This is a genomic window from Pseudodesulfovibrio sp. zrk46 (assembly GCF_012516435.1).
Taxonomy (GTDB): Bacteria; Desulfobacterota; Desulfovibrionia; order Desulfovibrionales; family Desulfovibrionaceae; genus Pseudodesulfovibrio.
This window is the reverse complement of record NZ_CP051216.1, coordinates 3343673-3358588: the sequence shown is the minus strand read 5'-3', so window position 1 is coordinate 3358588 and position 14916 is coordinate 3343673. Positions and strand designations below refer to the sequence as shown.

Genomic DNA, 14916 nt, shown 5'->3' with positions numbered 1-14916 from the left:
GGTAACTCCCTATTTCTTAGCCTTTTTACGCAGCATTGCACCCGCGACCTTTATACCTTGCTGTCCTGCAGATTTAGCTTTATCAGCCAACGCATCAAGATTCATGGAACGATGTTGAAGCGTTGATACCAGCATTGGCAAATTCACACCTGTAATAACTTCTAACTTTTCTGATTTCATAAGAGAAAGGCTCATTGTAGTTGGTGAGCCTCCAAAAAGGTCAGTTAGGGCAACGACGCCCTTTCCACTTTCTACTGATCGAATTGCTTTGCGAATTGCCTCCATAGTCTCATCAACGCCAATATTTACGTCGACTCCTATAGCGATACATTTTTCTTGGGGGCCAAGAACTGTTTCTGCAGCATCCAGTATGGTCTTGGCAAAAGCACCGTGGGTGACAATTACCACCCCGACTTGTTTAGTATTAGTGGTTGGTTTTGCAATCATAATTATCCCAATTCCATGTGTCGGTGTTCAATTGTGACTGCATACCCTTTTTTCTTTAAGGTAGCCAGTACGGACTCAGCCACAGATACAGAACGATGTCGGCCACCAGTACAACCTAACGCTAGTGTTATTCTATAACGCCCTTCATCTGCATAAAGAGGCAACATGTAGCTTATAAAATCCAAAAATTTCGCCTCAAACTCTTCTCCAACATCACTCTTCAAAACATAATTTTGAATAGACTTTTCTAAGCCAGACAATTGACGAAGGTTCTTGTCAAAATAAGGGTTAGGAAGGAATCGAAGGTCAAAGACAAAATCTGCTTCTGTCGGAACACCGTATTTAAACCCAAAAGTAATGATATGCACTCGCATACCACGCCCTAATTCTTCAATCGCTGTCCATTTTGTTTGAATAACTCTTCGCAAGTCATGTACTGAGTAATGTGTAGTATCTAGTACCAACTCGGCATTCTCACGAATTGGCCCGAGCATTTCTCTTTCTTTTGCAAGGGCCTGCTCCAGTCCTAGAGATTGACTTTCAAGAGGATGGAGCCTTCGTGTCGTTGCGTACCGACGAACTAACTCATCCTGCTTTGCCTCCAAAAACAATACCTGTGGCACTATTCCCAGATCAGTAAGGTCTCGTAGAGCATTATGCCAGCCATCCAAAAATTCTAGTTGACGCATATCCATACCCAAAGCCAGGCCACGATATTTAGCATCCTCTTTAAGGATTAACTCAGCGATCTTGGCTGACATTCCCGCAGGAAGTCCATCAATGCAAAAAAAGCCCAGATCCTCAAATACTTTGAGAGCTGTGCTTTTTCCAGAACCGGAAATACCGGTGACTACAACAACGGGAAAGGTATTACTTGGGCTCAAAGAAAGAATCCTTTTGGGCTAAACACCTTGGAGGAGTTTCCAAAGACCTTCAGGACCATCTGCACCGATAAACTCATTACGGAATTCAGAGTCCTTCAATATACGAGAAATTTGCGCTAGAATACGTAGGTGCATTCCAGCAACACTCTCAGGGGCTAGAACAAGGAAAAAAATCGAGCACGGCTTATGATCTAACGCATCGAATTCGACACCAGTCTTGCTTCGCCCCGCGATAACGATAACTTTATCCAAATCCTCTAATTTTCCATGTGGTATTGCGATTCCATCTCCAATACCAGTTGTTCCGAGTTTTTCACGATCAAGAAGGACACGAACCGCTTGGTTCGTGTCCATCTCTGGATATTTTTCACTCAAAGGAGTGATAAGTTCATTTAACACCTCTGCCTTAGTTGCAGAGGTTAATTCGGAAAGGACAAGGTCCTTTTCCAGGTAGTCACCAAGCTTCATAGTCTAGTTTCCGGGGTCGATCAGTCCGAAATCGCCGTTCTTTCGCTTATAGATTACGTTTACACCCTCAGTCTCGGCATTCAAGAAAACGAGGAATTCATTATCAAGCGTATTAAGTTGTTCTGCAGCCTCATCAATAGACATGGGCTTGGCCTCATATGAATCAGTGCCTACAATTGAAGGACCTTCGTCTCCAGTCACATCATCATAAGACAAGAAATTCATTTGAACCTTGCTACCACGGCCTTGACGGCTGCGATTCTTTATCTTCTCACGCATTCTACGAAGCTGAGCCTCGACCTTGTCTAATACCATATCAATGGTCGAGTACATGTCTTCAGAATCTTCATATGCAGATATATGGATGCTGTCCGCGTTAAGGATAACGTCCGCCTTATGACGGAACTTGTCGACCAGCAGGTTCACCTGGAGATCGGCTTCGGTATCGGAAACGAACTTGCCCACCTTTTCAAAACGCTTCTGTGCGTAGTCCTTTAAGTGGTCGGACGGCTCAAAGTTCTTGAAAGTGAAGCTTATGTTCATATGCTACCTCCTGGTTGATTATACGAGAAACTAATTAGAAGTATTGTTTACGCTTTGAAGAAGAGGCGATACCCATGGCGGAACGATACTTGGCGACGGTTCGCCTTGCGATGTTAACATCGAGTTTCTCCTTGAGTATTTCTCCAATTTTTTCATCGCTTAGTGGCTTCTTCGTATCTTCCTCGGCGATCATTTGCTTGATGAGCGCCTTTACGCTTTCCGACCCTACCTGAGAACCGTCATTCAAATCCAGTGCACTATTGAAGAAAAACTTCAATTCATAAATGCCATGCGGCGTTGAAACGTACTTACTGGTAGTAATTCGGCTTACGGTAGACTCATGCATCTCGATGTCCTCAGCTACCTCCTTGAGGATCAAAGGTTTGAGCTTGGTTACACCTTCTTCAAAGAACTCCCGTTGAAAACGGACAATACTCTCAACTACTTTGTACAATGTTCTCTGCCGTTGGTACAGACTTTTCATTAACCATGCGGCAGATCGCATTTTTTCTTGAAAATATTCTTTTTCTTTATCCGCCGCACCCTTCATAGAATCCATGTAGAAGCTGTTCATTTGCAAACGAGGCAAGCCATCTTCATTAAGGATTATGACAAACTCATCTCCGTACTTATAGACAAAAACGTCTGGACTCACATAGTGCGGATCAGTGCTTGAAAAGCTTGTTGCCGGCATAGGATCAAGAGTCTGAAGAAGATCAAGATATTCCTTGAGCTCTTCCATGGAAATCTTAAACTTTCGCGCGAGTGGCTTATAGCGATTCTTTTCCAAGTCTTCGAGATGATCACGAACCAAAGATTCCAAAATTGGATCATCGTATCCAAGCACATCCATCTGAACGAGCAAGCATTCTTGAGGAGTTCGAGCTCCTACGCCAACAGGATCAAGCCGCTGGATACGCTTTACAACATCTTCAATTTCATCTTCGGTAGCCTGAACCATGGACATGATCTCTTCATTGGAAGCCTGAAGATAACCATTATGATCAACGTTTCCGATGACAATTTCACCAATAGCAATGTCACTATCTGTAAAATTCGAAAGCCGCATTTGCCAATTGAGATGCCCTTCCAGTGAAGGCTTTGAGGCAAGCCGTGCTTCAAAGGAAAGTCCTTCTTCTGGAATTTCGGAGTCACGTGCAGAAGCCTGCTTGGAGGTAGACGAAAATTCTCCGAGATAATTTTCCCAATCCGCAGTTCGAACCAATTCCTCTTCTTGTTGGGATTCTGTCAGCTCTTCCTTTTCACGGACTTCAGTCTCAGTTTCAGTTTCGTCTAGAAACGGATTCTCCATGAGCTCTTGCTGAACAGTTTCCAGCAGCTCAAGACGAGATAGCTGCAACAGCTTGATAGCCTGCTGCAACTGAGGCGTCATGACCAGTTGTTGGGAAAGCTTAAGTTGTTGCCTGAGTTCGAGTCCCATATATAAATCCCGGAGGCTGCGAAGGCATCTCTATCGGTTTGAAATCAAATAGTCGGTATTGACGTAACTTTTTTCCACTTCTTAATAATATTATTGCCACAGCAATATGTTAAAATCAAGAACACTCTTGTAACCTGTCGAAACTATTGGGCTAGTTATTATTTCGATGGCACATGAAAAAAGTGTACCAACCTTTAGATGAGGTGTAAATCGAGAAACGCTTATGAGATGTAAAAAAAGGGGTTACAGACTAAAATCTTCGCCCAAATAAATTTGACGGGCACGGCTGTTTTGTACAATCTCCTCTGGATTGCCTTCTAGAATAACTGTTCCTTCATATACAAGGTACGCACGGTCACAGATGTTCAATGTCTCACGCACATTATGGTCTGAAATCAGTATGCCTATGCCCATAGACTTAAGAACTGAAATAATTTCTTGAATGTCAATGACTGCAATTGGGTCAACCCCAGCAAACGGTTCATCAAGCAGAATAAATTGTGGGTCCATAATTAGTGCACGAGCAATCTCCAAACGACGTCGCTCTCCACCTGAGAGAAACATAGCCGCCTGGTCTGCCAACTTCGTAATTCTAAACATTTCCATGAGTTCATTAGCTCGCTCCTTTTGAGCAGCTTTGTTCATGGAAGTCTGTTCAAGTATTATTTCAAGATTTTGGCGAACAGATAGTTTTTTAAAAATGGAGTTTTCCTGTGGCAGGTAACTAACCCCCATTCGTGCTCTTTCATGAAGAGGCTTATCTGTCAGTGGAACTTGATTGAGAACTACTTGACCTGTGTTAGGCTTAACGATGCCTACCAACATGTAAAAGGTAGTAGTTTTACCCGCTCCATTAGGACCGAGTAAGCCCACAACTTCTTGTGGATTAACTTCCAAATTGATGCCGTGTACTACTTCTTTCTGACCATATCTTTTAGAGAGATTGGTGGCTGTAAGTCCTTTAGACATTAAGGCACCTTCACGCCTTCTGGAGTCATGAATACAGCGCGGACACGCTGTCCTTTACCTCCTACAACTTCGCTACGATTTTCGCGAGCGTAGAAATTAATCACCTCACCTGTCAGGCTATTGGGGCCATCTTGAAGCTTGGGATTGTCTTCCATTTTGAGCATCTGGCTTGCCACAAAGTAGGTCAGCTTACCACAAGTCCCCTCAGACTTGCCCTTCTTGGCGCGCACATTGCCCGATGCCACGATTCTCTCAATAGAATCAGCGGAAAATTGCTTTCCTGACTTGGAACCAAGGTAAGCTGAAAGTTTATTAGCCCAAAGCGTCAAGCCACCATGCTCTGCAACAACATTGCCAACAAATGAGACGACTCTTCCGCTTTCGTTGTAAACCATTCTGTCTGAGGAAATTTGAACAGGAGTCCTTGTTGGATCAACTCCCAAACTGCCAGTGTCGGAAGGCGGTGTTGCCGCTACTCCTGCTTTAACTTCCCCTTCCCCATTCGCTTGCTTGGATTCGACTGCTGTGGTTTCGTCCGCAGTTTTTTTAGATGGTTGCTGAGCGACCTTTGCTAAAAACTTAGAGTTGGCATAACCAATAGCGCGTTTTTCATCTCGACTTGCTTCATTTAGATTAAAAACTGCAAACCAACCATTTCTCAAGAAATCAACTTTCACTCGCTGACCGCGAGCCAATGTCACGACATGCTCACCCTTGGGTGTGCGTTGATCACGAACGTTTAGATTTTGCGTCGCTTCGCGAATTTCACCCCAGTCTTCGGCACAAGCCGAGCCAGAGGCTAAGAGAAGGCAAAGGAGAGTTAAAGCAGTGGTATATAAGATCTTCATCGGAGTCATACTCCTTCTCTACTGTTTAAACGGGTTTTTATCCAACCCTTCAGGGGCCAGCAACGCATTAACCCTTCCAGCTGCAACCAGTTCATGAGTGACCAAATTGATCTCGACTGCAGCGGCTTGAAGGGTCATGTCAGGACGTCGCACAATTACGCCCCCTTTGAGATAGACCTTATCGATTGCACCTACGTAGTCAAGATGCTGAGCGATTAATTCCATATCGCCAAATCGTCCGGTCACATTGTCATACAATGTTAGATTGTCATCTTGCTGATCGACTTCGCCTCGGTCAGCCTTAACATAAACTTCTTGCCGATCATCGCCGTAGTATGCCGTCAGTTGTGGCCGTACAACACCAATCAACTTCTTTTCTTGATTATATTTTGCTGATTTTGCAAGCAACTTCCAAGTCATTGCGCCCTGCTTACCTTGAACGAGCTCAATGTCTTCAGCTACGATATCCGCCTCGTTAAGAATCTCCTCACGCGTTTTCTCAGTTTTGATAGAATCCTCACTCCTCTCAACGAGAGGCGACGAAAAGAGAATCTCTTTGACTATAAAGCCAAGAATTATACCCACTGCGAAAATTATTATGAAGGAGAGAGCTGGACGCCCTTTCATCTAATCCGTCCACTGTTTAAGGGCTTCTTCCATTAAGCCTCGGGCTTCAAAGATGAAACCAATAGCTTCACGAACCGCACCTTCGCCGCCGCTACGAGAGGTAATTAACTCCGCAACAGCTTTTACTTCAGGCACCCCGTTGGGGACACTAATTGCCAACCCCGCTGTACGCATTGCTCCCAGATCAATCCAATCATCACCCATGAATGCTGCTTCGGATGGTTCAACGCCTACATTTTCACACATTTCAAGGAAAGGTGGAATCTTATTATGATGCCCGGCATAATAATGCCGAATTCCAAGTTCAGTAATGCGATTTTCTACTGGCTTCTGATTTAGACCTGTTATGACGCCAATTTCAAGGCCAACAGCCTGAGCTAACTTAATACCAAGACCGTCTTGCACATTAAACCGTTTCATGGCGATACCATTAGCGTCATAGTACAGACCACCATTGGTCAGGACGCCGTCGACATCAAGCACAAGAAGTTTTATGTTTTTCGCCAACTCTCTGGCGCGATCATCCATTGTTGATCTCCCAGATAGCCTTCAGTCGGGTCAGTAGTGCCTCGACTTTTTTAAGCGGCTGACTATTTGGACCATCACAGAGGGCATTATCTGGATCGGGATGACATTCCATGAATACACCATTAGCACCGGCAGCCACGGCTGCGGCTGCAAGGACAGGCACGTATTCACGTTGACCGCCGGAAGCTCCGCCCAAGCCACCAGGAATCTGTACAGAATGAGTGGCATCAAAGACAACTGGAACGTCAAAGCTTTGCATCTCAGGGATGGACCGCATGTCAACAACCAAGTTGTTGTAGCCATATGTAGAACCACGCTCGGTCAGCCACACTTGTTCGTTGCCAGATGCACGCACCTTCTCTACAGCATTTTTCATGTCCCAAGGAGCCAAGAATTGACCTTTTTTGATGTTGATAATTTTCCCAGTTTGGGCTGCAGCTACCAACAGATCTGTTTGACGGCAAAGAAAGGCCGGGATTTGAATAACATCTGCGACCTCGGCTACTGTTGCTGCCTGCTCGGGATGATGAATATCTGTCACTATAGGCAGTCCAAAAGCCTCTTTAACCTCGGATAGAATATTAAGTCCACTCTCTAAACCGGGGCCACGAAAACTCGTCACAGATGTTCGGTTCGCTTTATCGAACGAACTTTTGTAAATTAATGGCAATTTCAACTTAGCCGCAACTTCAGCCAAAAATTCGGCTGTTTGCATGGCTGTTTCACGTCCCTCAATGACACACGGTCCGGCCAGAATAAACGGGCCGGACCGAGAATTTTCATATAGGTAGTTGATACTCAACTAATTACCCCTATTGGCCTTATCTTCTTTCGATGCCTTAATGAAGTCCCGGAATAAAGGGTGTGGATCCATAGGACGGGATTTGAATTCTGGATGGAACTGACAACCCAAGAACCACGGATGGTCAGGAATTTCCACAATCTCCATGAGAGATTCATCAGGAGCAGTACCAGAGAAAACCAGACCGTTTTCTTCGCACTGCTGGATGAATTCATTGTTAAATTCAAAACGATGGCGATGACGTTCATCTATGTTGATGGTCTTGTATGCCTCATACGCCTTGGTATCTTTCTTGAGCTTACAAGGATAAGAACCCAAACGCATTGTGCCGCCCTTATCAGAGCCTTCGTCGCGCACTTCAGTCTTTTTAGTGCGGAAATCGTACCACTCTTTCATCAAATAAATGATATTGTGCGGAGTCGTTGTATCAAACTCTTCAGAGTTTGCACCTTCAAGACCGATAACGTTTCGCGCGAACTCAATGCAAGCGCACTGCATACCTAAACAGATACCGAAGAACGGCACCTTGTTTTCACGGGCATATTTGATAGCGAGAATTTTGCCTTCAACACCTCGGGAACCAAAGCCGCCTGGAACCAGAATTCCATCAAGATTTTTGAGCTTTTTCTCGAAGTTCTTAGTGTTGAGCTTCTCAGAATTCACATATTCAAGCTCCACTTTAACCTCATTGGCAATACCACCGTGTACCAGGGCTTCGTGGAGACTCTTGTAAGCTTCGGTCAGGTCGACATATTTGCCGATAATACCGATTTTAACCGTTCCCTTGGGGTTGTACAGGGAGTGCACCAGCTTCTCCCAAGGAGCGAGCTCTGCGTTTTTGGCGGGAAGTCTGAGCTGAATAGCAATCTTCTGATCAACACCCTCCTCGTAGAACTTCAGAGGAACCTCGTAAATTGAGGAAACATCTACGCCGGTAAACACCGCGTCAGAGTCGACGTCACAGAAAAGAGCGATCTTGCGCTTAAGCTCTGCTTCCAACTCTTCTTCTGCCCGACAAATAATAATGTCTGGCTGGATACCCACACTACGAAGCTCCTTGACGGAGTGCTGGGTGGGCTTGGTCTTCAGTTCGCCTGCGGTCTTAATGTACGGCACCAATGTAAGATGAATGTACAGAACATTTTCCTTGCCCAAGTCATTTTTGAGCTGGCGAATGGCTTCCAGAAAAGGCTGACCTTCAATGTCACCAACGGTGCCGCCGATCTCGATGAGAGCGACGTCTTCGCCGTTGGGCAGGTTGATAACCGCTTCCTTGATGGCGTCAGTGATGTGAGGGATAACCTGCACAGTGCCGCCGAGGTAATCACCACGACGTTCCTTTTGGATCACTGAATTATAGATGGAGCCGGAGGTGTAGTTGTTCTGCTGGCTCAGCGCGGTATTCAAGTAACGCTCGTAGTGACCCAGGTCGAGGTCGGTTTCGGCACCATCGTCAGTGACGTAAACCTCACCATGCTGGAAGGGGTTCATGGTGCCGGGATCGACATTGATATACGGGTCGAGTTTCTGAATGGTCGCTTTGAGACCACGGGCTTGAAGGAGTGCGCCAATGGCTGCAGCAGACAAACCTTTGCCCAAGGAGGACAGAACACCACCCGTTATAAAAATGAATTTGGTTTTCATACGAGAGAGAGCCCCTTCGTTATGCTTTTGAATTATAAAAGAATTTCACGGATAAACTCACTTGTTATCCGTGTTGACTGACTAGCGCTGGACAAGTATGTTGCAGCCCAGCAAATCGTTGCTTCGCAAATATTTTGCAGGGTACAGCCACAAAGTCAATAGAGAGAGGAGAAATTCATGGCTCGCGTTAACGCCCTTGTCATTACCGGATACGGTACCAACTGTCACGATGAATCCGCATACGCGCTTAAAACCGCTGGAGCGGACAATACGGATATTGTGTACTTTTCCGACCTTGCCGCAGGGCATGTTACGATGGAGAAGTATAATTACCTCCTTTGTCCTGGCGGATTTCTGGATGGTGACGATCTCGGAGCTGCACAAGCTGCAGCCCTCCGTTGGCGTTGGTCCAGCACCGAAGATGGTAACCCCGTCCTTGATCAGTTGAAAGGATTTTTTGATAACGGTGGTATCATCCTCGGCATTTGCAATGGCTTTCAGCTTTTGTGCAAGCTTGGCCTACTCCCCGCGGTAGGTGGTAAATATTTTGAACGTCAGGTCTCACTTTCCTATAACGATTCAGGTCGCTTCGAAGATCGTTGGGTCACCCTGAAGACCAACCCTAACTCTCCCTGCGTTTTCACCAAGGGGCTTGACTATCTTGAAGTGCCTATTCGTCATGGTGAGGGGAAGATTATTCCTATGGATGATGTCATGCTCAAGGAGATCATAGACAACAATTTATACGCTGTTCAGTACATCGATCCCGAAACCAAGGAGCCAACTCAAGACTACCCCTTCAACCCCAACGGTTCTCCTATGGGCATTGCTGGGCTGACCGATCCCACTGGTCGTATTCTGGGATTGATGCCTCACCCCGAGGCGTATAACCACCCTACCAATCACCCCTCTTGGACGCGTGGCACCAATCCAGACATGCCGCTTGGTTTGGCCATGTTGGAAGCTGGTGTTAAGTACCTAAAAGGTCAATAGGATTACGTAGGTATAATATGCCGTTACCGACGCCTCCTGCCGCGCTCAATGGAAATAGTTGGCGCGCCCTCATGGACGTCGCATTTCAGGAAGCATGCAAGGCCGCACAGATGGGAGAAGCTCCCATCGGCGCGGCCTTGTTCACTGAATCCGGCGATCTCATTGCTAAGGCCCATAACAAGCCTATTGCAACGAAGGACCCTACGGCTCACGCAGAAATTCTATGTCTAAGATATGCAGGAAATAGGTTAGGCAACTATCGTCTTCCTCGAACGATCCTTGCTGTTACCCTTGAGCCTTGCCTGATGTGCACCGGTGCACTTCTGCACGCCCGTATTGGAGGTGTAGTTTTTGGAGCACTAGATCCTCGAGCAGGAGCCATAGTATCAAATCTTGAAGGCTCTGCCCTTCCATTTACAAATCATAAGCTTTGGTATTTAAGTGGTGTAATGGAGAGCGAATGTAGTTCACTTCTGAAGCGTTTTTTTCTTGAGAAAAGAAAGCGTTAATTATTATGTAGTAATTTTTATTGCTTTCTATTTCAGACTATAAAAGTCTGAATAATTACAGTCTCTTTACAAAATTATGAAGGTGATTATTTTGTTTCCTTATCAATATTTGAAACCGACAGGAGATGAAATATGAAAATTGCTCTTCCCACTCGCAATGGACAAATTGATGACCATTTCGGCCATTGTGATCACTACACTATTATGACATTGAATGATGCCAAGGAGATAATTAAGACTGAAGCCATGGACTCACCTGAGGGATGTGGTTGTAAATCTGACATCGCACCAGTTTTGGCCCAGATGGGTGTAAAAGTAATGCTCGCAGGCAACATGGGACAAGGCGCAGTAAACATTCTTACTCAAAATGGCATTGAAGTTATTCGCGGTTGTTCCGGCCCAATTGATAACGTTGCAGCTGGGTGGATTTCTGGACACATAAAGGACAAACTCATAACCTGTGATCACCATGATTGTGACAGTCATGGGCACGATCATAAACATGATTTGAAACCACTATAAATTGAATATCGTATAATATGAAAAGGCCCTCGTGATTTTAATACGGGGGCCTTTTTTATATTTTACAAAGAGAGGTAAGTTTCGTCTTTATCTCGATTTCTTGTGATTCTCGTCCATCACCCTTCATTCTTTCTTAGTAATCGCTAATAACATCCGTTCTAATCACGATTGATTCGCTTTGAAGCAATCCTAGAGAGGTTCTAATCTGTTAAGTGTGGACAGTCTACATGTACGTCAATGAACCACAACCATTACTAAATCGGATATAATGCTTAGTGCACCAATGAAAAATAAAAGGACTACAGGCATTTACCTATAGTCCCAATGTTTTCGTGGCGGAGAGGGTGGGATTCGAACCCACGTGACGGTTACTCACCGCCAACTCGATTTCGAGTCGAGCGCGTTACGGCCGGACTTCGCTACCTCTCCTTTTGGCAAACGCCAATGTGGAAAGGAGATATAAACAGACTCTTCGCAACTGGCAAGCATTTTTAGGCAACCATTGAATTGCTTCTTGCAATTAACTTTAGCGCTATTAGGCAGACCTTTTAGCAACTTCTTACGTATTGCATCAACTCTGACTCCCCCATGACTCCTTGTTATAATTATTCACATAGAAATCAATTGTAGTTGCCAAAAAAATTGTAGAAGAGCTAATATGATCACATGAACACTATTTCATACAACTGTTTAAATAGGCTTTCCAAGCTTGACAAGCCGCCTAGCATATTAGTTGCGGATGATTCTTCTTCTGCCCGATATGTTTTGAATAATTATCTGACAGAAGCAGGCTTCAAAGTCGATATGGCAAAAGATGGCGTGGAAGCATTAGATAAGGCGCTATCTCGCCATCATGATGCGATAATAACTGATATTGATATGCCACATATGGATGGATTTCAGCTTTGTACAAAACTAAGACAAAATGAGAATACAGCTCATATTCCGATCATAGTTCTTTCTACATTAACAACAGATGCACATATTGAACGAGGATTTGCGGTTGGGGCAGATGCCTATCTGTCTAAAGATGGAAAAATGAGCGACAATATAATGCGCATCATTGATCTTCTAGATGCTCACCTTTTTCTTACAGGTAGCCACATTCTTGTTGTAGATGACTCGCCATCAATACGAAATTTCATTCAACAAGGGTTAACTCAGGAAGGTTTTGTCGTAAGTACAGCCGATAATGGCTTTGAGGCATTTGAAATGTTGTATGAATGTAGGCCAGAATTAATTTTAACCGATGTAATGATGCCAAAAATGGATGGCTGTCAGTTATGTAAGGCAATAAAGAAGTCAGAATTTTCCTCAATTCCAGTCGTATTTATGTCAAATGAAAACGACAGACCGCTCATTCGTCAACTACTACGACAAGGCGCAGCATCATATTTAATTAAACCATTCACTGTTAGCCAACTAACCGTAATTATCGAGCAAGTTTTCAATTCCCTTTTTCGCGAAATGCTTGAAGAGCGAGAGCGTTTACAAATCGAAAACAAAACAACTTTATCAGCAATTAGCAGTCTAGTTCAGGCCCTTGAAGCACGTGACAGCAGTACTGCAGGACACTCTTCTCGAGTCGCCGCGATATCAATAGGCATTGGATTAGAAATGGGGTTTACTCAAGATCAATTGAATGGGCTTCACGTCGCAGGGCAATTACACGATTTAGGGAAAATAGGAGTACGAGATAGTGTCTTACTAAAAGAAGGGAAGCTTGAGCCTGACGAATACGAACATATCAAAAGTCATGTCAAAATCGTTGAAGAAATCCTTAAGCCAATCGATCTCCTTAGTGAAATATTAGAGGTTTCTGTCCATCATCATGAACGCTGGGATGGAGGTGGATATCCTTCAAAACTTAAAGGTCATGAAATCCCTCTTGAGGCTTGTATTGTTGCTGTCGCTGATGCGTTCGAGGCTATGACAGCCAAACGGCCCTACCGTGAGCCTATGTCGAAAAAACGAGCTGTTAAGATCCTTTTGGAAGAACGAGGCCGTCAGTTTTGTCCTCAATGTGTGGATGCTTTTCTACGCTGGTTTAAAAAGACAGATGGTATAATTCCTTGACTACTCAACACCACTAACATCATTTGCTTTATAATATTTAGTTTTTTCAATAAGCTCATGGACATAAAGCCGAATCGATGAGATTCATAACTTTACGTCAAGAAGAAGCAAACTCTACCATAATTATGTTTATGTATTTCCCTAGGGTACAACAATTCGATATAAACCGTTCAGAATATCCCTGCGCAATGCATCGAATACAAACAATATGTCATCAGCTACTTGAGAATGTCTAAAAGATAATACGAATACAACTTGTACATGCACGTCTTCGGCTGATTATATTAATCATACAAAACAGATAGAATAAAATGATAAGATTGTTTTCTGTTCTATTAATCATTCTTTTTGCTTTTCTATTCATCCTTGCTTCCTGGTCAAGAAAGACACCGAATAATCTTGGCCTAAGGGATGACCGTTTATCTGATTGTCCTACAAAGGATAACTGTGTTTGCACTCAAGCAAGTATTGAAAGATATAGAGTTGAAACCATACCCAGCAACGACAGTCTGGACGTTGTCATGATGGACTTATCCAACCTTATCGAATCAATGTCTGGAGGAAAAGTTATAGAAATTAATGACAATTACGTGCGTGCAGAATTCACAACCCGCATATTTCGTTTTGTGGATGATTTGGAGTGCTTCTACGATAAGGAGTATGGAGTGATTCACTTACGATCGGCTTCACGAGTTGGTTACTTTGATCTCAATACTAACAGAAATCGTGTAGAAGAACTACGCATTAAGTTCCTTGCAAAGAGAAAGTAACCAATTTACGAAGGCACTTGTTTCTTCCCAAGAATAATCGACACACCACCACGATTTACTATGGTCTAAAACTGACCTGCCTCCAGTTGATGTTCCGGCTTATGTTGGTCTGCACTCTTCCTGCTGAGATTGTCCAGCCTCTAGCCGAATATCCCTAGGAAGAATCGCGCGACTGCCGCCAAGTTTCGATCACGACCTGAGCCTCCTTCAGCGAATAAAATATCTCTCCATCCAATAGTTCATCCCGTAACATCCATCAGTGAAACTTTCGCTGTATCCGTTTTCTCATAAGTTGCCGGGCTCGATGGAAGCAGTATTCACTCCGACGTCTTTAATCCACCTTCTGATCGCTTTCGCTCTGAATTCTGAACCGTTGTCTGACCTGATGAAGTCTGGTTGTCCTCAGCTGACAACAGGTTTACAAGGACAGTCATCACATCCTCGGTCTTCATACTTCTCGCACCAGTTATTCCAAGGCATTCTCGTGACAACTCGTCGATGATGGTCAGTATGTAAAATGCTTTGCCAAAATGTGTGCACCCCATGACGAAGTCATAAGCCCAATCGTCCATACTCGCTGACATAGTATATGATGATGTTGGTCAATGCCTCTTCGTCGTCAGCCACACACCTCTGGTACCGTTGACTGGTCCGAGGTTATCCGATGACCTTGCACGTCCGACGCTCTAACCCATGAATACAGCCTGAACATTATTCACATATTTGCGACGACATTTATGGCCAATTGACGGCAGACATCTGCAACTCGTCCCCTTTAGGCACGACAACGCCGGCTTCATTGCGCTTGAAGATAATCATTTCGGGGGGGCAGTTCATACCTCATT

At 44.4% G+C, this 14916-nt stretch carries 15 protein-coding genes and 1 tRNA gene; 4 read left to right on the top strand and 12 right to left on the bottom strand.

What is annotated here, in order from left to right; all coding sequences use genetic code 11:
* Nucleotides 1-9: 9 nt before the first annotated feature.
* The 11 genes from HFN16_RS15150 to HFN16_RS15100 all read right to left on the bottom strand — a co-directional run bounded on the left by HFN16_RS15150 (nucleotide 10) and on the right by HFN16_RS15100 (nucleotide 9201).
* Complete coding sequence (locus tag HFN16_RS15150; RefSeq protein ID WP_168891556.1) at nucleotides 10-447, bottom strand: PTS sugar transporter subunit IIA; 438 nt, start codon at nucleotides 445-447, stop codon at nucleotides 10-12.
* 2 nt (nucleotides 448-449) lie between these two features.
* Nucleotides 450-1331: an RNase adapter RapZ gene (rapZ, locus tag HFN16_RS15145; protein WP_168891555.1), complete on the bottom strand. Its 882-nt coding sequence runs from the start codon at nucleotides 1329-1331 to the stop codon at nucleotides 450-452.
* 18 nt (nucleotides 1332-1349) lie between these two features.
* Complete coding sequence (locus HFN16_RS15140; RefSeq protein WP_168891554.1) at nucleotides 1350-1799, bottom strand: PTS sugar transporter subunit IIA; 450 nt, start codon at nucleotides 1797-1799, stop codon at nucleotides 1350-1352.
* A 3-nt stretch (nucleotides 1800-1802) separates the two neighbouring features.
* Complete coding sequence (gene raiA, locus HFN16_RS15135; RefSeq protein ID WP_168891553.1) at nucleotides 1803-2342, bottom strand: ribosome-associated translation inhibitor RaiA; 540 nt, start codon at nucleotides 2340-2342, stop codon at nucleotides 1803-1805.
* A 34-nt stretch (nucleotides 2343-2376) separates the two neighbouring features.
* The gene (rpoN, locus tag HFN16_RS15130) at nucleotides 2377-3783 is read right to left on the bottom strand and encodes an RNA polymerase factor sigma-54 (protein ID WP_168891552.1); all 1407 of its coding nucleotides are present in this window, start codon (nucleotides 3781-3783) and stop codon (nucleotides 2377-2379) included.
* Between the two features lie 243 nt (nucleotides 3784-4026).
* Nucleotides 4027-4752, bottom strand: a complete 726-nt coding sequence (gene lptB, locus HFN16_RS15125) for an LPS export ABC transporter ATP-binding protein (RefSeq protein ID WP_168891551.1) — start codon at nucleotides 4750-4752, stop codon at nucleotides 4027-4029.
* Nucleotides 4752-5600, bottom strand: a complete 849-nt coding sequence (locus tag HFN16_RS15120) for an LptA/OstA family protein (protein WP_168891550.1) — start codon at nucleotides 5598-5600, stop codon at nucleotides 4752-4754. Before HFN16_RS15120 ends, lptB begins: the two co-directional genes overlap by 1 nt.
* 18 nt (nucleotides 5601-5618) lie before the next feature.
* A complete protein-coding gene (gene lptC / locus HFN16_RS15115) occupies nucleotides 5619-6227 on the bottom strand; it encodes an LPS export ABC transporter periplasmic protein LptC (protein WP_168891549.1) in 609 nt (202 codons plus the stop codon).
* Nucleotides 6228-6755: an HAD hydrolase family protein gene (locus HFN16_RS15110; protein ID WP_168891548.1), complete on the bottom strand. Its 528-nt coding sequence runs from the start codon at nucleotides 6753-6755 to the stop codon at nucleotides 6228-6230. It lies immediately after the preceding gene.
* Nucleotides 6748-7557: a 3-deoxy-8-phosphooctulonate synthase gene (kdsA, locus tag HFN16_RS15105; RefSeq protein WP_168891547.1), complete on the bottom strand. Its 810-nt coding sequence runs from the start codon at nucleotides 7555-7557 to the stop codon at nucleotides 6748-6750. Before kdsA ends, HFN16_RS15110 begins: the two co-directional genes overlap by 8 nt.
* The gene (locus HFN16_RS15100; protein ID WP_168891546.1) at nucleotides 7558-9201 is read right to left on the bottom strand and encodes a CTP synthase; all 1644 of its coding nucleotides are present in this window, start codon (nucleotides 9199-9201) and stop codon (nucleotides 7558-7560) included. It abuts the gene before it with no gap.
* A 177-nt stretch (nucleotides 9202-9378) separates the two neighbouring features.
* Here HFN16_RS15100 and HFN16_RS15095 point away from each other — a divergent pair, with 177 nt between their 5' ends.
* From HFN16_RS15095 to HFN16_RS15085, 3 genes are all read left to right on the top strand, one after another.
* Entirely contained in the window at nucleotides 9379-10194 is an 816-nt protein-coding gene (locus tag HFN16_RS15095) for a phosphoribosylformylglycinamidine synthase subunit PurQ (RefSeq protein WP_168891545.1), read from the top strand.
* 71 nt (nucleotides 10195-10265) lie between these two features.
* Entirely contained in the window at nucleotides 10266-10703 is a 438-nt protein-coding gene (locus HFN16_RS15090) for a nucleoside deaminase (RefSeq protein ID WP_247648352.1), read from the top strand.
* Between the two features lie 132 nt (nucleotides 10704-10835).
* Nucleotides 10836-11225: a NifB/NifX family molybdenum-iron cluster-binding protein gene (locus tag HFN16_RS15085; RefSeq protein WP_168891543.1), complete on the top strand. Its 390-nt coding sequence runs from the start codon at nucleotides 10836-10838 to the stop codon at nucleotides 11223-11225.
* Nucleotides 11226-11558: 333 nt separating this feature from the next.
* Here the strand turns inward: HFN16_RS15085 and HFN16_RS15080 are convergent.
* A tRNA-Ser gene (locus HFN16_RS15080) sits at nucleotides 11559-11654 on the bottom strand.
* Nucleotides 11655-11891: 237 nt separating this feature from the next.
* Here HFN16_RS15080 and HFN16_RS15075 point away from each other — a divergent pair.
* Nucleotides 11892-13301: a response regulator gene (locus tag HFN16_RS15075; RefSeq protein ID WP_168891542.1), complete on the top strand. Its 1410-nt coding sequence runs from the start codon at nucleotides 11892-11894 to the stop codon at nucleotides 13299-13301.
* Nucleotides 13302-14916 lie beyond the last annotated feature (1615 nt).